The organism is Lysobacter sp. CA199 (assembly GCF_052078715.1).
Taxonomy (GTDB): domain Bacteria; phylum Pseudomonadota; class Gammaproteobacteria; order Xanthomonadales; family Xanthomonadaceae; genus Lysobacter.
On sequence record NZ_JBQJIL010000008.1, the window covers coordinates 234,258 to 254,831 of the forward strand.

The following is a 20,574-nucleotide window of genomic DNA, read 5'->3' on the forward strand; positions in this document are numbered from 1 at the left end:
GTCCGCGCTCAATGCAGGGTGCGCGGAATGGTGAGCGTGAACGTCGGAACCGGCGCTTCGAATTGGGTGCCGTCGTCGGCCACCATCGCGTAGCTGCCCTCCATCGTTCCCAGGCTGGTCTCCAGCACGGCGCCCGAGGTGTATTCGTAGTCGTCGCCGGGGCGCAGCCACGGTTGTTCGCCGACCACGCCGTCGCCGCGCACTTCCTGCACCTTGCCGTTGGCGTCGGTGATGACCCAGTGGCGCGACATCAGGCGCGCGGGAATCTTGCCGGTGTTGCGGATGTGGATGGTGTAGGCGAAGACATAGCGGTCCTGCTCCGGCTCGGACTGGTCGTCCAAGTAACGGGTGGCGACGTCGATGTCGAAGACGTAGTCGGGCGAGGGGTTCATGGCGGCAGTTTAAGCAAAGCTGGGATGAAGCGGGAATGAGTCTGGAAAATAACGGATAACGCGGCGCAAACGGGCAATCGACCGATCGCGGCGAACCCGCGGGCCGCGTGGCGGCCGCCGGTGGCGCGTGGGCCTCGGTCCGCCCGGAACACGGCACACGCGGCGCTTCGCAGTGCGTATACGCGCGATGAGGCTCGCAGGGATTCGCGTCTTGGGGCGGGTCCGCGCTCGCTCGGCAGGGGCGATGCGGCCCGTCGGCTCAGTGCGGCTCGGGCTCGATCGTTCCGTTCGCCTTGAGCCAACTCAGCCGGCTCACTTGGGTTCCGGTTCGATCGTTCCGTTCGCCTTGAGCCAATTGCTCAGGCGCACGAAGTCGGCCACCTCGATCTGCTCGGCGCGCGCGTCCGGGCGCAGGCCCGCGGCTTCGATCGCGGCGCCTTCGCAGATCTGCGAGAGCGCGTTGCGCAGGGTCTTGCGGCGCTGGCCGAAGGCGTCGCGGACCACGCGCGCGAACAAGGCGTGGTCGTCGATGCCGATCTTCTCGGGCGGATGCGGAATCATCCGCACCACCGCCGAATCCACCTTCGGCGGCGGCCGGAACGCGGCCGGCGGCACGTCGAACAGCGCGATCACCTGGCAATACGCCTGCAGCATCACGCTCAACCGGCCGTAGACCTTGCTGCCGGGGCCGGCGGCCATGCGGTCGACGACTTCCTTCTGCAGCATGAAGTGCATGTCGCGGATCGAGCCGGCATGGTCCAGGGCATGGAACAGGATCGGCGAGGACAGGTTGTAAGGCAGGTTGCCGACCAGTCGGATCGGGCCGCCGTTGTGCGCCAGGGCAGCGAAATCGACGGTCAATACGTCGCGATGGATCACTTCCAGCGTGCCATGGGCGCGCGCGCCCTCGGTGAGCGGGAAGATCAGATCGCGATCGAACTCGATCACGGTCAGTTCGCCGTGGCGGTCCAGCAGCGGAAAGGTGATCGCGCCCTGGCCGGGGCCGATCTCGACGAGGCGGTCGCCCGGCTGCGGATCGACGGCGTGGACGATCATCGAGATGATCCCCGCGTCGTGCAGGAAGTGCTGGCCGAGATGTTTTTTCGCTTCGGGCTTGAAGCCCTTGGCGTGGGTCTTGGCGGTGCCGGTCATGGCGTGGCTCCGGATGAGCGGCGGGTGCGTGCGATGTGCGCGCAGGTCTGGGCGGCGGCGATCAGGCTGGACGGGTCGGCCAGGCCGCGGCCGGCCAGGTCCAGCGCGGTGCCGTGATCGACCGCCACGCGCGGATAGGGTAGCCCCAGGGTCAGGTTCACGGCGCGTTCGAAGCCGCTGTACTTGAGTACCGGCAGGCCCTGGTCGTGGTACATCGCCAGCACCGCGTCGAAGCCGCGCAGCTTGGCCGGCAGGAAGGCGGTGTCGGCGGGCAGCGGGCCGATCAGGTCCAGGCCCTCGCCGCGCAAGGCGGCCAGGACCGGTTCGATCACTTCGATCTCTTCCATGCCCAGGTGCCCGGCTTCGCCGGCGTGCGGGTTGAGCCCAAGCACGGCGATGCGCGGGCGCTCGATGCCGAAGTCGGAGCGCAGGGCGGCGGCGACGGTGCGCAGGGTATGGGTCAGCGAGACCGGTTCGATCGCGTCGGCGACCGCGCGCAAGGGCAGGTGAGTGGTGGCCAGGCCGACCCGGACGATGTCGTTGGCGAGCATCATCACCACTTCGCATCCGGCCTGCCGGGCCAGCAACTCGGTGGTGCCGGTGTAGGCGATGCCGCCCTCGTTGATGACGGCCTTGTGCACCGGGCCGGTCACCAAGCCCTCATACGTCCCGTCCAGGCAGCCCTGGGCGCCCTCCAGCAGCGCCCGGATCACCGCGGCGGCATTGGCCGGCTCGGGCGTGCCGAAGGCCGGCAGGACCGGATTGGGGATCTCGACCAGGGCGAGCTCGCCCGGCGCCCGGGAGGGGCGATCGGGCGGCAGCAGGGTCAGGGGCAGGCCGAGCGCGTCGGCCGCGGCGCGCAGGCTGCGAGGATCGGCGAAGCCGACCAGATCGTAGTCGCGCGGCTGTTGCAGCAGCCGCACGCACAGCTCCGGCCCGACGCCGGCCGGCTCGCCCGGCACCAGCGCGAGCCGGGGCGGGGTCATCTCAACCGCCGGCCGGTTTGACCGGAACGGTGGTTTCGATGGCTTCGGCGCCCGGCGCGTTCGCTTCGGCACTCTTGCCGATGCGGAAGTCGACGAAGGCTTCGCCGCGCTTCTCGCGCAGGAAGCGGTTCCACTCTTCCTCGAGCTTGCGCCGGCCGATGGTCTCCTGGACCTGGGCGCGCTTGCTCTGGTCGGCCATGTCGCTCTGACGCGTGCCCAGGCGCTGGACGATGTGATAGCCGGCGGTGGTGTGGATCGGCTGCGAGATGTCGTTGTCGTTCAGCGAAGAGACCGCGCGGCCGAACTCGGGACCGAACTCGTCCTGGGTGAACCAACCCAGATCGCCGCCCTTGCCCTGGCTGCCCAGGTCTTCCGAGCTTTCCTTGACCACGTCCTCGAACTTGGCGCCGCCGGCGATGCGCGCGCGCAGGGTTTCGGCCTTGGCCTTGGCCTGCGCTTCGCTGGTGGTGTCGCCGATGCGCACCAGGATGTGGCGGGCGTGGTACTGGGTGACCATCTGCGGAGCGGCCTGGGAGGCGTCGCGCACTTCGACCAGCTTGAGCAGTTGGAAGCCGCTGGGGCCGCGGATCGGGTCGGTGACTTCGCCGGCCTTCATCGACTTCATCATCTCGCCGAACGCGGCCGGGATTTCGTCCTGGCTGCGCCAGCCCAGATCGCCGCCTTCCAGCGCGTTGGGGCTGTCGGAATAGCGCACGGCGGCGGCGTTGAAGTCCATCTCGCCCTTGGCGATCAGCGTCTTCACGCCGTCGATCTTCTTCTGCGCGGTGGCGATCTGCTCGGGCGTGGCGCCTTCGGGCAGGGCGACCAGGATGTGGGCCAGGTGGAACTGGGTACCGGTATTGGCCTGGGCCTTGAGCGCGGCGTCGATTTCGGCGTCGCTGACCGAGACCCGGGTCTGGGCGAAGCGCTGGCGCAGGCGCTGGACCAGCAGTTCGTCGCGGATCGAGGCGCGGAAGTCCGGGTAGGAGCTGCCGTCGCGCGCCAGTTGCTGGCGCAGCTGATCGACGGTGAGCTTGTTGGACTGGGCGATGCTGCCGATGGCCTGATCGATTTCCTGATCGGTCACGCGCACGCCGGTGCCCTGGGCCTGGGCGACCTGGATCTTGAGCAGGATCAGGCGCTCGAGCACCTGGCGCTCGAGCACGTCGCGCGGCGGCAGCTGTTCGCTGCGGCCGGCGTACTGGGTCAGGATGTTGGCGACGGCGCGGTCGAGCTCGGTCTTGAGGATCACGTCCTCGTCCACCACCGCGGCGATACGGTCGATCGGCTGGACATCCTGAGCGTAGGCGCTGTTGAACAGCAGACCGGCGGCAAGGAATCCAGCGACAACTGCCCCGAAGAGCGGGGGGCTCGCGAAACGTTTGTTCATAGGGTCGGGTCGAGGGTCGAGTCGTCGGCGTCGTTGCCGCGGTTTTCGCGGCTGACCGTGGGAGACGGCGGCGCCAGATAAAGGTCGTCGCGGTTATAGCCGAGAATAGCACGGCGCAAAACGCGCTCCGTGTTCTGGCCGGCTGAGCCTAGACCCTTGAGTTCGAACTCCACCTGAAAGGAGCTGTTGAGGTCTTCGGAGCGGTTGCGCTGGTAGCGGCGGGCGATGGCGCGTACCGCCAGGCAGCAGCTTTCCCACTGCACGCCGGCGATCTGCTCGAGGGGACGCTTGTCCTTGATCGAGTAGTAGTAGCGGCCGACCACGCTCCAGTTGTTGTTGATCGGGTACAGGAAGGAGAAATCGGCCTGCTCGTACTGGTCGCGCACATCGCGCGTGGCGTCCAGCGGCGCGGCCAGGTTGCGGCGGTAGCGGTAGGCGAAGTTGACCACGCCGGCGTTGCCGAACAGATAACGGGCGCGGAAGGTCGCCACGTCCTCGCTGCGCAGGCGCGGATCCCACTGGTAGGTCGCGTTGATGGTCCAGCGGTCGCTCGGCGAGACGCCGACATCGGCGACCCAGGCCGACTTGCCCTGCTTGATCGGGGTTTCCGAGCCGGCGACGACGCGGATGTCGTCGAAGTACTGGATCTGGCCGATGCTGGCCGACAGGCGCTCGCGGCCGTCCTCGGAGTTGATCAGGCGGGTCGTCAGCGCGGTGGTGAGCTGGTTCGCGTCGGTCTGGCGGTCGGCGCCGGAATAGCGGTTGTCGCGGAACAGCGCGCCCCAGCTGAACGACATCGGATTGGTGTCGAACAGCGGGATGCCGTCCTGGTCGCGGTACGGCGCGCGCAGGTAGAACACGCGCGGTTCCAGGGTGTGCAGGTAACGGTCGCCGCGGATTTCGGTCTCGCGGTCGAAGTACATGCCCGCGTCGATCGAGGTGATCGGCAGGCTGCGGCTCGGCGATTTGTTGTAGAAGCTGCGCACCAGCGCGTCGGTCTTGACCACCGGAACCGGGTCGTTGCGGTGGGCGAGGACGTAGGCGTCGGCCTGCTGGTTGGCCATCTGGGTGGCGAGCTCGCCGTCCAGTTCGTAGGCCGTGTAGCGCCAGGCCAGCTTGGGCCGGAAGAACCAGGCCGCGCCTTCCAGCGGGAAGCTGACGTAGGGCTTGATGTCGAAGCGGCTGCCGCCGGGAATCTCGCGGCGCAGGCCCGTCGGAGCGGCAGGATCGCCGGGAGTGAACTTCACGTCCTCGTGCTGGAACCGCACGGCCTCGGTGTCCATGCCGGTCTCGACCCAGCGGTTCCAGGGTTGGGCCCAGTGGAAGGTCGCGCGCGGCAGGCGGTCGTAGGCCAGCGCGGTTTCCTGCAGGGTGAAGTCGGCCAGCTGATTGTGGTCGGCGATGATGCTGGCGTCCCAGTAACGGCCGCGGCCGTACAGGCCGATCTCGCTGCGCAGCGAGGTCGCCGACTGGCCGTACAGGCTGTTGCTGAAGTCCTGCAGGTAATACTTGTCGCTGACCCAGGCCAGATTGGCGCCGACGTACCAGGTGCCGTCGAGTCGATGGGTGGCCTTGAGCGCGAATTCGCCGCGGTTGTCGGTCGGCATGCGGTCTTTGGGGATCTCGAACAGCCTGCCGCTGGGATCGTTGCGGCGGTAGTCGGTGTAGCGCCCCGGATCCTTGTCCGGCAGGTCGTCCTTGGGCATCCAGTTGCCCGAGACCTCGCCTGAGCCGTTCTCGTACAGCCAGCGGAACTCGCCGCCGATGGCCATGCCGCGCTTGCTCATGTAGCGCGGGAACAAGGTGGCGTCGTAGTTCGGGGCCAGGTTGAGGTAGATCGGCTGGCGCCAGTCGAAACCGTTCTTGCCCGAGAAGCCGATGTTGGGATACAGCAGGCCGGTGCGGCGGCGGTCGTCGATCGGGAAGGTCAGCCACGGCACGTACAGCACCGGGATCTTGCCGATCCGGATGGTCGCGTTGCGCGCCACGCCCATGCCTTCCTCGGTGTCCAGATCGATCCGGTGCGCGCGCAGTTCCCACACGCGCTGGTTCGGCGCGCAGGTCGAATAGGTCGAGCCGTGCAGCGAGCCCTTGGCGCCGTTCAAGTCGATGCGTTCGGCGCCGCCGTTGCCGCGGCGCGAGGTCAATTGGTATTCGACGTCGTCGATGCGGTGCTGGTCGGCGTTCTGGTCGCCCTCGGCGTGCTCGGCGACCAGGCGCATGCTCGAATCCTGGTAGCGCACGTGGCCTTCGGCCGTGTACTTGCCCGATTCCTGGTTGTAGCTGAGCTTGTCGGTGCCCAGGAACTGGTCGCCGCGGCTGAGCCGGACGTTGTCCTGGACCACGATGTTCTGCTCGTCGGCACCGCGCTGCAGGGTGCCGCCGTCGATGTCGGTGGGTTGCGCGGCGCGCTGATCGGCGGTGCCGGTCGGGGCGGGGGCGTCGTCGAAGGACGGCACCGCGTCGATCAGCGGGCACAGGCCCCAATTCTCGTTGTCGTCGGCCGCATAAGCGGGCAGAGCGATGGCGATGCACAGCGACAACGGGAGCAGGCGGAGGGGTTTGCGCACGCGAGCATCCGGCAGACGGAAAAACGGCGGTTAGATTGCCGTATCCCTTGCAAGCGGGCAACGCGAGCGCCATCTATCGGGCTATGGCGTTCAGTTCCGCGAGCGCCGCCCGGCGCTCCAGCGACCGGCCCCGCGTCCCATTGCGCGTCCCATTGGAGGAGACATGAGCCAGCATCCCAGCCCGAACTCCGCTGCCCAGCCGAACCCGGCCGCCGCCCCGGCCGAGAAAAGCGAAGCTGAATGGCGCGAGCAGTTGTCCCCGGAGCAATACGCAGTCTGCCGCTGCTCGGCCACCGAGCGCGCCTTCACCGGCCGTTACTGGAACCACAAGGACGCCGGGACCTACACCTGCGTGGCCTGCGGCGAGCCGCTGTTTTCCTCCGAGACCAAGTACGACTCGGGCAGCGGCTGGCCTAGCTATTACCAGCCTGTGAGTGCCGAGGCGGTGGCCGAACATGTCGACGAAAGTCACGGAATGCGCAGGGTAGAGGTCAAATGCGCGCGCTGCGAGTCGCATCTGGGGCACGTGTTCCCGGACGGCCCGCGTCCCACTGGCTTGCGTTATTGCATCAATTCCGCGTCGCTGGATTTCGCGCCACGGTCCGAGATGGGCCAGTAGCGCCCCAACAACGGCATGGCTCCTGGGTGAACGCAGCCGGACCTGCGTCCGGCTGCGTTGCCTGGGGTCGAGTTGCGCGGACAAAACCGCCCGCCGCGGCCGCGGCTATTGCACGCGGGTGGTCGTCGAGACGCTATGAGCATTGCCCGCCGCGTCGCTGGCGCGCACTTCGATGTTCGCGTAGCCCGGCTTCGAAGGCGTCCAGTCGCACCGATAGGGCGTGGCCGTAAGCGAGCACACCCGGCGGCCGTCGACGATGACATCCACGCCGATTACCGCAAGATTGTCCGAGGCGGTCGCAAGGATCGGGACGACCGTGTTGACGGGCGCGCTGGCCGGAGCGGTGACCGTCGCCAGCGGAGCGATAGCATCGCCCGGCGGATCGAACACGATGCGCGCCTGGGTCTGGCTGAGATTGCCGGCCAGGTCCATCGCGATCGCGGTGACGTCCTGGGCCCCGGCCAGAACCGGCACGAAGGTGCAGGCATACGGCGGCGCGACCAGGGTGCAGCCCCAATCGCCAGGCGCCAGCAGCTTGATCCCCTGGATGCCGGTGTTGTCGCTCGCGGTAGCCGAGATGGTCAGCGGCTGACCTAGCGTGGCGCGCGCCGGCGCGCTGATCGAAATGTTGGGTGCCTGGGTATCCGCGCCTGCCACAGGCATCGGCAGATCGATGGTGATCGCATTCTGGCCGAACGCGGCCTTCTGTTCGAACGCATCGAAGATCGAGAACCAGGTCGCCGCCGGATCGCGCTGCGGCGCCGTTGCCTTGACCAGCAGGATGCCGCTGTAGTTGTTGAAGCAACTGGGATTGCATTTCCAGTCGAAGACGAAGCGTCCGACCGAATCGGTGTTGCCCTGTGCGACCTGCTTCGCCGCCGCCGCCGTGGGCTGGGGCACCTGCCAGACCGTGACCTGCGCGCCGGCCACCGGCGTATTGGAGATCGGGTCGGTGACCCAGACTTCCGTTGCCGTGGTCATCGGCATGACATAGGTCGAGGCGTAGGGCCACTGGCTCCAATCGGTATTGAGCTGCGCCTTGGTGCCCGCGGTGAAGCGGGTCATCTCAAGCATCGCTACGCGATCTTTGGCCGGGCCGTAGTAGCCGTAGATCGGGCTCAGCAAGGGGTCGCGCTTCCAATGCTGACGCGACCACCAATAGCGATCGTTGCGGTTGCTGAGCGCGAGATTCTGCGTCGGCGGCACTCCGCTGCGGTCGGTGCCGGACGCCAGGTTGTAGTACTCGCCCATGCCCGCGCCGAAGACATGTTCCAGCTCGTGAACCAGGGTACGCAGCTGGCGTACGAGGTAATCCTCCTCGCTGGCGACGATGGACGGCGCCACCACCGTCTTCGACAACCGCAACGGGTCGTAGATGTTCAGCCAGTTCATACCCCTGACCGATCCGGCCTGCGGATTGGTCACGCTGCCCGCGTAACCGCCGTAGCTGTAGTTCTGGGCCGACTTGGCGATGCAGACTTCGATCGTGCCGGCCACGGTATTGACCGGTCCGGCCTTGCAGCGCGCATCGCCGGCCGGATCGACGAACGCCAGGTCGGTGATCGGATCGAACACGAAGCTGCGCACGCTCTCACGCACGAACACGGTGTTGAGGTCGGCCACGTACTGATTCAGGCGCCGCCCGATCTCGGCGCTGGTGGTGCCGGCCGAGAGTTGCGAATCCACCAGGAACTTAAGCCGATGCGTGCTGGGCGGCGCATGGCCGACATCGTCGAGCGCGGCCCAGGCCGGGGTGACGGTGAATGCGGTGCCGGCCAGCGCCACGGCGCATCGCAGCAGGGGGCCATAAAAACGGATATCGATTGCCATCGTGCATTCCTTTGAGGTGATATCGCTGCGGGGTTCCCGATCGCAGAGCACGTGCGACGCCGCACGCGTGAGTTGCGTGCAAGTCCAAGGGTCGCAGAAGCAGGTCGCTGCGGCCGAGAATCGCAGCGAAGAAATACGCGAAATGAAGGCCTTTCGTCGGTTGGCTTCGGTGGCTATCGAATGCGGCAGCCACCGAAACCAACATGATTCCGGTGCTTGATGACGGTTCTGCGTATCCATTGCAGCGCATGACCTGCGCTGCGCGGTTCAGGCCATCAACGCGCCGACATGCGCCACCGCGCTTTCGCGCAGCGCGGCCAGGTCGTAGCCGCCTTCGAGCATCGATACCACCCGGCCCAGCGCATGGCGCTCGGCGATGGCGACCAGCTCGGTGGTGATCCAGGCGAAATCCGCGCCGTCGAGTTCGATCTGCGCCAACGGATCGCGCCGGTGCGCGTCGAAACCGGCCGAGATCAGCACCAACTGCGGTCGGAACGAGTCGATGGTCGGCAGCAGCCGCTCGCGCCAGACCCGGCGGAAGCCCTCGCTGCCGGTACCGGCGGGCAGCGGCGCATTGACGATGTTGCCCACGCCGCGTTCTTGCGCGTAACCGGTGTCCGGATACAGCGGCATCTGGTGCGAACTGACGTACATCACCCGCGGATCGGTGTCGAAGATCGCCTGGGTGCCGTTGCCGTGGTGGACGTCGAAATCGATCACCGCCACCCGCGCCAGGCCGTGCTTGTCGCAGGCGTGGGCGGCGGCGACGGCGATGTTGTTGAACAGGCAGAAGCCCATCGCCGCGTCGATGGTGGCGTGATGGCCGGGCGGCCGCACGGCACAGAAAATGCGGCGTTCTTCGCCCTTGAGCACCGCGTCGACCGCGGCCACGCCGGCGCCGGCCGCGCGCAGCGCCGCTTCGGCCGAACCCGGGGCCAGCACGGTATCGGGATCGAGCTGCACCGGGCCGTCGCAGGGCGTATCGAGCACCAGCGCGAGCAGGCCGTCGCCGTGCGCGCGCAACAACTGGCCGCGGCTGGCCACCGGCGCTTCGCACCATTGCAGATCGGGATAGGCCTCGCGCAGCGCTTCGGTCACCGCGACCAGACGCAACGGCCGCTCGGCATGGCCCGGACCCGGGTCGTGGCGCGTGCAAGCCGGATGCGTGTAGATGCGCACGGCTAGCCCTTGCGGCGCTCGTGGTTCCAGGTGACCTCGCCGTGGCCGCCGGCGCGGGCGAGCACGCGCGCGAGCACGAACAGCAGATCCGACAGGCGGTTGAGATAGCGCACCGCTTCGGGCCGGATGCTTTCCACGCGCGACAAAGCGACGGTTTCGCGCTCGGCGCGGCGCACCACCGTGCGCGCGATGTGGCAGCGCGCTGCCGCTTCGCCGCCGGCCGGCAGGATGAATTCCTTCAGCGGCGGCAGGTGTTCGTTATGGCCGTCGAGCCAATGCTCCAGCCGGTCGATGTCGGCGTCGAAGATCGCCGCATGGCCGGGAATGCACAGTTCGGCGCCGAGGTCGAACATCTGGTGCTGGATCGCGACCAATTGATCGCGAACCGCCTCGGGCAGCTCGCTCGCCAGCACCAGGCCGATGGTCGAGTTGGCCTCGTCGACCGTGCCGTACGCATCCACCCGCGCCGAATCCTTGCCGGTGCGACTGCCGTCGCCCAGGCCGGTGCTGCCGTCGTCGCCGGTGCGCGTGTAGATTTTCGAAAGACGGTTGCCCATCGATCGATCAGCGCTTGGCGTCGTCGTTGCGCACGGGCAGCGGCTTGGTCTTGCTGGCGCCGGCGGCGATCGCCTGGACCACCACGGCGATGCCGACGTAAGTGGCGGTGGTGCGCAGGTACGGCAGCAGCCACTGGAAGTAGTTCGCGGCCCAGCCGGCGACGGACTTGTTCTGCACCGAATCCGACAGCCAATAGAAGCTGCCCTGACTGAGCAGTTGGCAGACCGCGACCGAAGCCAGCAATGCCACCACGGTCAAGCCCAGCGTGCGCCAGCTGCGGCTGTAATTGCGCGAGACCCACAAACCGCCGGCCCACATCGCGAAATACGCCGGGACCAGGAACCAGTACGCGGCCGAGACGCAGTAGTGCTCCCAGAAGCTCATGCCCTGACGGGTGATCACCGCGTAATCGACGACGATGGCCAGCGCCATCAGCAGCGGGAACGCCCAGCGGGTCCAGTTGCGCAGATAGAAGCCGCCGATGAAGAACACCGCCCAGGACGCGTCCGGAATCGGCGTCCAGTGATTGACGCGGGTCGCGACCATCAGCACGGCGAGCAGGGCGAGGATCAGGCTGTTGCGGGTGTTCGGCTTCATGGGCTCAGGCTCCTGACGCCGGACCGGCGCGTCGATCCGCACATTCTAAGGAACCTGAGACCAAAGTGCCGGTTCGGCGGTGGGACAGAGGTTGCCAAGACCCGGCGGGCTGGTCTAAGTGATTGATTCGGCGAGGGCTGAGGAAAAGCGTCGGGCCTGAAGGCCCTCCCACAAAAGACTTCACGGCCACGCCCGATGCCTGTCGGCCTCGCGATCCACGCTGCGACGAGGTCTTTTGTGGGAGGGCCTTCAGGCCCGACGCTTTCCGATCCAGCCTGATCGCAATCACCATCCGCAGCGACCGCGCCGGCCGGCGCGCCCCGATGCGAACAGACGCCGCACGCACCCCGCCGTATCATGAACGCATGACTTCAGACGCAACGCAGTCCGCTCCGCACGACGCCGTCCACGCCAGCCACGATGTCCTGATCGTCGGCGGCGGATTGGTCGGCGCCAGCCTCGCCATCGCTCTGGATCGCCTCGGCCTGGACGTGGGCCTGGTCGAAGCCGCGCCGCCCGGCGCGTTGCCGGCGGTATTCGACGAGCGCAACCTCAGCTTCGCTGAGGCCACCGTCAATGCGCTCGGCGCCTTGGGCGTGCTTGCCAAATTGCGCGCGCCGACCGGCGCGATCCGCCGCATCCACATCAGCCGGCGCGGCGATTTCGGCCGCGCTGTGCTCGACGCGCAGCGCTACGGCCGCGAAGAATTCGGCCGGATCGTGGTCGCGCGCGATTTCGGCGAAGCGCTGGAAGCGCGCCTGGCGGAGTTGCCGCGATTGCAGCGTTATCGCCCGGTGCGTTTCGTGGGGTTGGCCGATGAAATTCATGAGCGAACGGCCGCGCCGGCTGGCGATGCTCAGGCGCGTGATGGCGACGCAGCATCTCGGCGCGACGCTGACGTCTCTGCCGGCGCGGGCTCCGAGTGGCGCGCGATCCGCGTCGCCGACGCCGCCGGCGAACGCGTGCTGCGCGCGCGCCTGCTGGTGGCCGCCGACGGCACCCGCAGCGGCGTGCGCGAGGCGCTGGGCATCGGCGCCGACGAACACGACTACGGCCAGACCTTGTTCGTGACCCGCCTGCGCGCAGAGCGCACGCCCGACGGCACCGCTTACGAACGTCTGGGCGATGAGGGACCGACCGCATTGCTGCCGCGCGGCGACCGCCATTACGGCCTGATCCACGGCGTCGCCAACGCCGATGCTGACGCAGTCGCCGCGCTCGACGAGGCGGCGTTTCTGGCGCGCGTGCAAGAGGCCTTCGGCTGGCGCGCCGGACGCTTCGTCGCCTGCGGCGCGCGCAGCCTGTACCCGGCGATCCGGGTGCTCGCGCGGCGCACCACCGCGCGTCGCGCGCTGCTGGTCGGCAATGCCGCGCAGACCATCCATCCGATCGGCGCGCAAGGCTTCAATCTCGGCTTGCGCGATGCGATGACCCTGGCCGAGTTGATCGAACAAGGGCTGAGCAAAACGCCAACAGTCGATTGCGGCAACGAGGATCTGTTGCAGCGTTATGCCCAGCGTCGCGGCGAAGATCGCGAGCGCACGGTGAATTTCTCTGACGGTCTGGCCCGCCTGGCGTCCAACGAGAGCGCGCTGATGCGGCCGTTGCGCAGCCTGGGCCTGTTCGCCGTCGATCGTCTGTCGACGGCGCAATCGTTCCTGGTCGGCGGCGCGATGGGCTATCGCGGCGATGTGCCGGCCCTGTGTCGCGGCGAATCCGGCGTCGATGCGAGCCGTTTCGGTGGCCGCGCATGAGCCGTCGCGACGTGTTGGACGTGGTGGTGGTCGGCGCGGGCGTCGTCGGCGCGGCGGCGGCGCTGGCCTTCGCCCGGGACGGATTCGACGTCGCCCTGGTCGAAGCGCGCGAGCCGGCGCCGTGGTCGCCGCAACAAGCGGATCTGCGCGTCTACGCATTCGCGCCGGACAACGCCGCGCTGCTCGATGATCTGGGCGTGTGGCATTCGATCCGCGACACCCGCGCGCAGCCGTACCGCGGCATGCGGGTGTGGGACGCGGCCGGCGGCGGCGAGCTGCATTTCGACGCCGATGCCTTCGGCCGGCGCGAACTGGGCTGGATCGTCGAACACGGCCTGCTGGTCGACCGCCTGTGGTCGGCCTTGCCGGGTGCGGGCGTGCAACTGTATTGCCCCGATCAGGTCGAGGCGCTGGAAGCCGACGCGGCCGACAACATCGGCGTGGTATTGTCCGGCGGCCGTCGCCTGCGCGCGCGCCTGGTGGTCGCCGCCGACGGCGCCGAATCCAAGTTGCGCGAGTTCGCCGGCATCGATGCGCCCGCGCACGATTACGGTCAGCGCGGATTGGTGGCCTATGTCGACAGCGAACTGAGTCACGAAGCGACCTGTTGGCAACGCTTTCTGCCGACCGGCCCGCTCGCGTTCCTGCCGACGGCGTCTGCGCCGAGCCAGGGCGATGCGGGCGCGCGCGACCGTCGCAGTTCCATCGTCTGGACGCTGCCGAGCGAAGACGCCGAGCGGTTGCTCGCGCTCGACGATGCGACGTTCTTGAACGAACTCGAACGCGCTTTCGCCGGGCGCCTGGGCGTGCTGACCGGCGTGTCCAAGCGCGCCGCGTTCCCGCTGCGGCGCCAACTCGCGCAGCGTTACGTCGCAGGCCGCGTGGTCGTGGCCGGCGACGCGGCGCACGTGGTGCATCCGCTGGCCGGGCAGGGCGTCAATCTGGGGCTGCGCGATATCGCCGGTTTGCGCGGCGCGCTCGCGCAGGCGCGCAAGCGTGGGCTCGACCCGGGCTCGCCGACCCGTCTGGCGCGTTGGGCGCGCGAGCGGCGCAGCGAGAACACGCTGGCCGCGTACGGTTTCGACGGTTTGAACAAATTGTTTTCGAACGACGATTTCGCCGCGACGATGCTGCGCGGTCCGATGCTGGGACTGGCCGGCCGCTTGCCGCCGCTGACGCATTTTTTCTGGAAGCGCGCCGCGGGTTTGTAGCTCGCGGCGCGGTTGCGGCGCAGGCCGCGCCAACCAAGGAAGGGAACAGCCATGCAGGCCAATATGAACCACCCGTCGGTTCGCGGGGTCGTCGGGACTTCGGCCTGTGCGGCGATCGCGTTCGTCGTCGCCTCGATGCCCGGCGCCGCATGGGCGATGCAAAAATGCCCGGAAGAATTCGGCCCGAAACCGGCCTGGTTCATGGCGCTGGGGTTGGTCGTGCTGATCTTGTTCGCGCTCGCGGGCGCCGCGCTGCCCTGGTTGGCTTTGCGCCTGCCGAAGACGCTAGGTGTGTGGCGTTGGGTCTGGTTCGCGCTCGCTTTGCTGATCGCGATGCCGGCGGTATGGTTGACCGGCTTGATCGTCTTCTACACGCAGTTCGCGCTGGTCTGCTGAGCGCCGTCGCCGGCCTCAGTGCTCGTAGAACTCGCGCTGGGTTCTGAGCAGGTACAACGACACGCCGATGCCGACTACCGCCACCGCCATCACGTAGTACGCCGGCGCCATGCCGCCGAAGTGCGGCGCCAGATAACCGCCGATCAACGGCGGGGTGGCGGCGCCGAACACCGCGTAGGCGACGTTGTAGGAAAACGACAAGCCCGAAAACCGCACCGGCGCCGGGAACGCGGCCACCATCACCGCCGGAATCACCCCGACCACGCCGACAAACACGCCGGCCAGCGCGTACAGCAGCAGGAAATTCTGCGCGCCGTGGTTGAGGTCGTAGTACAGCGCGTAGCTGCTCACCAACACGCCCAGCGAACCGATCAGCAGCGCCTTGCCGCGGCCGATTCTGTCCACCAGCCAACCGCCGCCGACCGCGCTCAGGGTCAGGAAGAACGCCGCCAGGCTGTTGCCGAGAAACGCCCGCGACGGCTCCATGGCGAACTTCTGCTGGACGATAGTCGGCGTCATCAGAATGATCACCACGATCGCCGCGGTCAGCAGCCACGTCACCAGCATCGACAGCACCACGCCGTCCATGTGATTGCGCAGCACCTGCTTGAGCGGCAGTTCCTGCACCAGTTGGCGGCTGGCGCGCATCGCCGCGAACACCGGCGTTTCGCTGAGCCAGCGGCGCAGATACACCGCGAGGAATCCGAACACACCGCCGATGATGAACGGCGCGCGCCAGGCGCCGCCCAGCACTTGCTCCGGGGTGAACCAGGTGTTGATCGCGGTGGAGATCAGCGAGCCGATCAGGATGCCCGCGGTGAGGCCCGCCGACAGTGTGGCGCAGGCGAAACCGACCCGGCCGCGCGGTGCGTGCTCGGCGACGAAGGTCCACGCGCCGGGCACTTCGCCGCCGATCGCGATGCCCTGCACGACGCGCAGCGCCAGCAGCAACAACGGCGCGGCGATGCCGATCTGCGCGTACACCGGCAGCAGGCCGATCGCCAGGGTCGGCAGCGCCATCAGGAACACGCTGAGCGTGAACATGCGTTTGCGCCCGGAGCGATCGCCGAAATGGGCCATGATGATGCCGCCGATCGGCCGCACCAGATAACCCGCCGCGAAGATCCCGTAGACCTGCAAGGTGCCCAGCCAGGTCGGCATGTCCGGTGGAAAGAACAATTGCCGCAGCGTTTCGGTCAGAAACACGAAGATGACGAAGTCGTAGAACTCCAACGCCCCGCCGAGTGCGGACAGCAGCAAAGTGCGGATGTCGTTACGGTTCAGCGGACGGGCGGCGTCGGGAACGATGGGCGTGGCGGTCATGGCGAGCGGCGGTCGGACGGGCGGGGAGGCAAGGCACTATGCCGCAACGTCGCGCCGGCGCAACCCGGGGCGGCATCGGTACGGCCTAAAGTAGTAGTGCGACGCGCGCGCGGCCGATGCTAGAAACGCAGCGTCTCCGTTCCCCCGCAGAGCTGCACTTGTTTTCCATTCAGATTCCCGCCGCGCTCACGCGCGCGTCGGGCGCCGCCTTGCCGGTCGCGCTCGCCTTGATCTTATCCGCGACCGCTGCGCAAGCGGCCGAGTTCGAACTCGCCGACGGCTCGATCCAGGGCCAATGGAATACCCGCGTCGTCGCCGGCACCTCGGTGCGCACCGGTCAGGCCAAGCCGCATCTGCTCGGCAAGGGCTATGCCTCCGACGGCCGCGCCAAGGGCGGCAACGGCGCCGATACCGCCGACGACGGCAATCTGAACTTCGATCGCGGCGATGCGTTCTCCAGCTTGTTCAAGATCGTCCAGACGGTCGACCTGAAATACCGCGACGTCGGCGTGAATCTCAGCGCGCGCGCCTGGTACGACGCCACGCTCGATCGCAGCGAGGTGGCCCAGGGCAACGTGCCCAACGGCTTCGACGCGAGCGCGCCGCTCAGCGACGCGGGCTTTTCCCGCTCGAACAAGTTCTCCGGATTCTTGTGGCTCAACGCCTACGTCTACGGCCATCTGAAGCTAGACGAAGACAGCGCGCTGGACGTACGCGTGGGCAAGCAAAGCGTGAAGTGGGGCAACGGCTTGTTCGTGCAGGGCCTCAATCAAGTCAATCCGCTCGATTACACCACCTTGCGCCGTCCCGGCACCGATGCGGCGAGCGAGGCGCAGATTCCGGTCGAGATGTTGTGGGCGAAGTGGACGCTGGATTCGAAACTGAGTCTGGAAGGCTTCTGGCAATGGAATTGGCGCGCTTCCGAATACGATCCCTGCGGCACGTTTTTCTCCGGCAGCGACTTGGGCTTCGAGCGCGGCTGCGCCGGAATCCAGTCCAATGCCTACTATCCGATCAACAGCGCCTCGCCCGATGCGGGGCCATGGCTCAGCGACGGGTTCACCCAGTCGATGGGAGCGATCTTGCCGCGCGGTCGCGACCGCCCCGGCAGCGACTCCGGGCAATGGGGCCTGGCGCTGCGTTACCGCGACGAGCAAACCGGCCTGGGATGGGGCGCGTATTACCTACGGATCAATTCGCGCGCGCCGTATCTGGATGCGATCACGATGGATCCCGCGCGCACCGATCCGACCCTGGCGCCGCGCCTGATCGCAGCGGGCGTTCCGAGCGCTTACGCGCAGTTGTCCGCGCGGTTGTCGACGATCCAAGTATCCTGGGAATACCCCGACGACATCCGCATCTTCGGCCTGAGTTTCGATGCGCGCGCGAAAGGCTGGAAGCTCGGCGCGGAGCTGTCGCATACCCAGGACCAACCGGTGCAGCTCAACACCGCCGACATGTTCCGCGCCTTGACCAGCAACGGCGGACCGATCGGCCAGCGCAACGCGGTATTGCCGCCGGGCGCGGTGTTGCAGGGCTTCGACCGCGTCGACAAGACCCAGTTGATCGTCAACGCCCAGCGCAGCTTCGCCGGCGTGCTCGGCGCTCAACAGGCCACGCTGATGGCGGAAGCCGCGTACAGCCACGCCGATCTGGCGCCGCTGAGCCAGGCCCGTTACGGCCGCGGCTTCCATTGGGGCTTCTCGCCCGAGGGTTACGGCGGCGTGTGTCCGCCGGTGCAGAATCCGCGCGGCTGTCTCGATGAAGGCTTCTATACCCGCAACGCGTGGGGCTACCGTTTGCGCGCGCAGTTGGACTACGCGCCGGGCGGCGAATGGACCTTGTCGCCGAGCTTGAGCTTCGGTCACGACGTGCGCGGTTTCGCGATCGACAATCAGCTGGTCGAAGACCGCCGCCAGCTCACCGTGGCGTTGGCGGCGAAGTACGGCAAGCACTACTTCGCCAGCGTGAGTTACAGCGATTACGCCGGCAGTGCGCATTACGATTCGCTGGCCGATCATGATTTCGCTAGCGTGGCGGTGGGGGCTACGTTCTGAGGGAGATTCGGGGCTTGGGACTCGGGACTCGGGACTCGGTAAAAGGCTAAACGAGTGGTCTTCGTTCTTCTCGTTTTGCTCGCATTTTTCGCGTCGTTTGCTTTTGCTCGTCATTCCCGCGAAGGCGGGAATCCAGGGGCTTTCGTGCGAGAACGCTTGAAGTCTCTGGATTCCCGCCTTCGCGGGAATGACGTTCTGGAAGGATGACGCTAAAGGCACCGGATGTTCGGCGCTGCCGAAGTAAAGAGCAGAGCCCGCCTCCACGGGAGTGACGAGCGAAGGCGAGCCCGGCTTAGGCTTTCCTAGTCCTAGTCCTAGTCCTAGTCCCTAGCTTCCACCAGCCGCCACGCAACCTCTCAGCGCCTCCAGCCATTGATCTCACTCGCGCTCAACGACCCGTCGGCGTTGACATCGACGGCGAGGAAATTGGCGCTGAGCGGAGCGAACGCGCGCGCTTCGCTGCGCGTCAGTACCCCGTCGGCGTCGACGTCGAGCGCGACGAAATCGACGTTGCGGCCGTCGCTAGGCGCGGCGATGACGGTGGCGGGCAGTTGATTGGCTTCGGCGGTCGCGGCCGCGGCGGCCTGAGCGACGCCGGTCGCATCGGCGGCGATGGCGGTGGCGGTGCGCGCCTCGTTCATCGCCGCGCGCGCCTGGATCGCGGCACCGTGCGGATTGCTGCCGGACACCGCGGCCGCCTGCGCCGAACGCGCATCCTCGGCCGCGCTCGTGGCCTGCTGCGCCGCGGTCTGGGCATCGGCGGCCGAACTCTTGGCTTGCTCGGCGGTGGCTTCCGCGGCGATCGCGCCGCGTGCGCTCAGCGCGCCCTGATCGCGCGTCGCCGCGGCGGCGCGCGCCGCGGTTTGCGCGCTGGCGGCGTCTTCGCGCGCGGTGCGCGCCTGCTCTGCAGCGGCATCGGCCTTGTTTATCGCTTCGTGTTTGGACTCGACCTTGGACGGCACCTGGGCGGAAACGACGCCGGTGGCTGCCAGCGTTGCCAGCAGGGCTGCGCTCAACAGGGCATGTCGCTGGTTCGTGTGTCGTTTCATCACGGCGCCTCGCGGTGGGGAGGTTACGACGCTAACCGGGCGTGGATCAAACGCGCGTAAATCTTCGAAACGGGCGCTGAATCGGAAAGTTAAGCGGGCATCACCTGGCCGTCGCCACGATGAATGAGCGAAGGTGTGTCGCGATCTGATCGGGCGAGTCGGGGCTGAAGCCCCTCCCACAAAAGACTTCGGAGTCTTCGCGGGCGCTTGGGAACGCGGGGTGTCCACATTTGGTCGCAACGATCGCCGCGCGAACTTGCGAGGTCTTTTGTGGGAGGGGCTTCAGCCCCGACTCGCCATTCCCCAAATCGCGACGACAGTCGAGCGCGCGCACCTCACTTCCCGGCCGGCGCAGCGAACACCGTGATCTCTTCGCGATCGTGATACAGCTGACGCGCGCGCACGATCATCGGTCGATGGGTCTGGTGCTCGAACGCTTCCAGGCACATCCGGGTTTCGTCCCAGCGCTTTTTCATCGGCAGCTTGAGGTTGAAGATCGCCTGCCGACACCAATTCTCGCGGAACCAGGTGGCCATGCGTTCGGCCACGCGCGCGGGCGATTCGACCATGTCGCAGACCATCCAGTCGAGCGTGCGCTTGGGCTGCCAGGAAAATCCGTCGGCGCGCAGGTGATCGACCCGGCCGCTGTCGAGCAAGGCCTGGCGGAGCGGGCCGTTGTCGACCGAAGTGACCTTCATGCCGTTGCGCATCAAGACCCAGGTCCAGCCGCCGGGCGCGGCGCCCAGATCGGCGGCCTGCATGTTGTCGCGCACGCGGCGTTCGCGTTCGTCGTCGTCGAGCAGGGTCAGCAGGGCTTCTTCGAGCTTGAGCGCGGAGCGGCTCGGCGCGTCGGGATGCATGCGCAAGCGCGGGATGCCCAGCGGCCAGGGCGCGCTGTCGTGCGGATCGGCCATCGCCAGCATCGCGTGATCGCCGGCAAGGAACACCACGTGCAGACGCGGGCGAGTGGGATCGTCGTTCTTGCTGAGCCAGCCGGCCTTGCGCAACGCCGGACGCAGCGCGTTGCCGAAGCTGCGCGCCAGGCCGGCCAGCGGTTTGCCCTCGTCGGAGTCGGGATGCTCGACCCACAACTCGCCGAACATCGATACGTTCAAGCCCGAACCGGCCTGCGCGTCGAGCGCGGCCAGCATCGGGGTGATCCGGTCGCTGGGATTGAGCTGGCGCAGATCGGCCAGCCGCACCAGCTTCTGCCGGGCGAAGATCAGCTTCGACCACGGCAGCGCGCGCGAGGCCGCTTGCGCGTCCTCGACGATGAATTCGACATACCCGCTGTTGCGCTCGGTGCGCGCGTAACCGGGATGGCCGGCGACGGCGGAACGTTCGCTCAATTCGGCGGCGAGTTCGGGCTCGAAACCGGCGCGGCACCAGCAGAACAGGGCGGAGTCGGTCATAGTCTGAGCTCAGGGTCCATGCGCGGTATGCGCGTAGTGCAGGGTAGGAGCGGCGCAAGCCGCGACCGCGCGCTTACGCCGTTACTGCGAGGTCGCGGT

17 protein-coding genes are annotated in these 20,574 nt (G+C 67.5%); 5 read left to right on the forward strand and 12 right to left on the reverse strand.

From position 1 onward, the window contains the following. Positions 1-8 precede the first annotated feature (8 nt). From apaG to lptD, 5 genes are all read right to left on the reverse strand, one after another. On the reverse strand, positions 9-392 hold the full coding sequence (apaG, locus tag ACTOWJ_RS16100; protein WP_441335641.1) for a Co2+/Mg2+ efflux protein ApaG: 384 nt from the start codon (positions 390-392) through the stop codon (positions 9-11). Between the two features lie 312 nt (positions 393-704). Beyond that, the gene (gene rsmA, locus ACTOWJ_RS16105) at positions 705-1,544 is read right to left on the reverse strand and encodes a 16S rRNA (adenine(1518)-N(6)/adenine(1519)-N(6))-dimethyltransferase RsmA (protein WP_441335642.1); all 840 of its coding nucleotides are present in this window, start codon (positions 1,542-1,544) and stop codon (positions 705-707) included. Next, positions 1,541-2,530, reverse strand: a complete 990-nt coding sequence (gene pdxA, locus ACTOWJ_RS16110) for a 4-hydroxythreonine-4-phosphate dehydrogenase PdxA (RefSeq protein ID WP_441335643.1) — start codon at positions 2,528-2,530, stop codon at positions 1,541-1,543. Before pdxA ends, rsmA begins: the two co-directional genes overlap by 4 nt. Before the next feature lies 1 nt (position 2,531). After that, on the reverse strand, positions 2,532-3,920 hold the full coding sequence (locus tag ACTOWJ_RS16115; RefSeq protein ID WP_441335644.1) for a peptidylprolyl isomerase: 1,389 nt from the start codon (positions 3,918-3,920) through the stop codon (positions 2,532-2,534). Further along, positions 3,917-6,490 (reverse strand): LPS assembly protein LptD, encoded by a 2,574-nt coding sequence (gene lptD, locus ACTOWJ_RS16120; protein ID WP_441335645.1) that lies wholly within the window; start codon positions 6,488-6,490, stop codon positions 3,917-3,919. Before lptD ends, ACTOWJ_RS16115 begins: the two co-directional genes overlap by 4 nt. Positions 6,491-6,653: 163 nt before the next feature. Here lptD and msrB point away from each other — a divergent pair, with 163 nt between their 5' ends. Further along, on the forward strand, positions 6,654-7,109 hold the full coding sequence (gene msrB / locus ACTOWJ_RS16125; protein WP_441335646.1) for a peptide-methionine (R)-S-oxide reductase MsrB: 456 nt from the start codon (positions 6,654-6,656) through the stop codon (positions 7,107-7,109). 105 nt (positions 7,110-7,214) lie between these two features. Here msrB and ACTOWJ_RS16130 read toward each other — a convergent pair whose 3' ends face one another. The 4 genes from ACTOWJ_RS16130 to ACTOWJ_RS16145 form a co-directional block, all read right to left on the reverse strand. Beyond that, complete coding sequence (locus ACTOWJ_RS16130) at positions 7,215-8,939, reverse strand: Ig-like domain-containing protein (protein WP_441335647.1); 1,725 nt, start codon at positions 8,937-8,939, stop codon at positions 7,215-7,217. Between the two features lie 267 nt (positions 8,940-9,206). Further along, positions 9,207-10,118 carry a histone deacetylase family protein gene (locus ACTOWJ_RS16135; protein ID WP_441335648.1) on the reverse strand — a complete coding sequence of 304 codons (912 nt, stop codon included), beginning with the start codon at positions 10,116-10,118 and terminating at the stop codon, positions 9,207-9,209. A 2-nt stretch (positions 10,119-10,120) separates the two neighbouring features. Further along, positions 10,121-10,675, reverse strand: a complete 555-nt coding sequence (locus tag ACTOWJ_RS16140) for a cob(I)yrinic acid a,c-diamide adenosyltransferase (protein WP_441335649.1) — start codon at positions 10,673-10,675, stop codon at positions 10,121-10,123. Between the two features lie 7 nt (positions 10,676-10,682). Then, on the reverse strand, positions 10,683-11,273 hold the full coding sequence (locus ACTOWJ_RS16145) for a hypothetical protein (RefSeq protein WP_441335650.1): 591 nt from the start codon (positions 11,271-11,273) through the stop codon (positions 10,683-10,685). Between the two features lie 365 nt (positions 11,274-11,638). Here ACTOWJ_RS16145 and ACTOWJ_RS16150 point away from each other — a divergent pair, with 365 nt between their 5' ends. From ACTOWJ_RS16150 to ACTOWJ_RS16160, 3 genes are read left to right on the forward strand one after another with little or no spacing between them, the layout of a single operon-like run. Continuing rightward, positions 11,639-13,027, forward strand: a complete 1,389-nt coding sequence (locus ACTOWJ_RS16150; RefSeq protein WP_441335651.1) for an FAD-dependent monooxygenase — start codon at positions 11,639-11,641, stop codon at positions 13,025-13,027. Then, positions 13,024-14,238: an FAD-dependent oxidoreductase gene (locus ACTOWJ_RS16155; protein WP_441335652.1), complete on the forward strand. Its 1,215-nt coding sequence runs from the start codon at positions 13,024-13,026 to the stop codon at positions 14,236-14,238. The genes ACTOWJ_RS16150 and ACTOWJ_RS16155 overlap by 4 nt, the downstream gene beginning before the upstream one ends. Positions 14,239-14,289: 51 nt before the next feature. Then, the gene (locus ACTOWJ_RS16160) at positions 14,290-14,634 is read left to right on the forward strand and encodes a hypothetical protein (protein WP_441335653.1); all 345 of its coding nucleotides are present in this window, start codon (positions 14,290-14,292) and stop codon (positions 14,632-14,634) included. A 15-nt stretch (positions 14,635-14,649) separates the two neighbouring features. Here ACTOWJ_RS16160 and ACTOWJ_RS16165 read toward each other — a convergent pair whose 3' ends face one another. Further along, positions 14,650-15,957, reverse strand: a complete 1,308-nt coding sequence (locus ACTOWJ_RS16165; protein ID WP_441335654.1) for an MFS transporter — start codon at positions 15,955-15,957, stop codon at positions 14,650-14,652. A gap of 158 nt (positions 15,958-16,115) precedes the next feature. Here ACTOWJ_RS16165 and ACTOWJ_RS16170 point away from each other — a divergent pair, with 158 nt between their 5' ends. Next, entirely contained in the window at positions 16,116-18,014 is a 1,899-nt protein-coding gene (locus tag ACTOWJ_RS16170; protein WP_441335655.1) for a DUF1302 domain-containing protein, read from the forward strand. A gap of 356 nt (positions 18,015-18,370) precedes the next feature. Here the strand turns inward: ACTOWJ_RS16170 and ACTOWJ_RS16175 are convergent, their stop codons facing one another. Both ACTOWJ_RS16175 and rlmM read right to left on the reverse strand, forming a co-directional pair. Continuing rightward, complete coding sequence (locus tag ACTOWJ_RS16175) at positions 18,371-19,063, reverse strand: hypothetical protein (RefSeq protein WP_441335656.1); 693 nt, start codon at positions 19,061-19,063, stop codon at positions 18,371-18,373. A 335-nt stretch (positions 19,064-19,398) separates the two neighbouring features. After that, a complete protein-coding gene (rlmM, locus tag ACTOWJ_RS16180; protein ID WP_441335657.1) occupies positions 19,399-20,475 on the reverse strand; it encodes a 23S rRNA (cytidine(2498)-2'-O)-methyltransferase RlmM in 1,077 nt (358 codons plus the stop codon). Between the last annotated feature and the right edge of the window lie 99 nt (positions 20,476-20,574).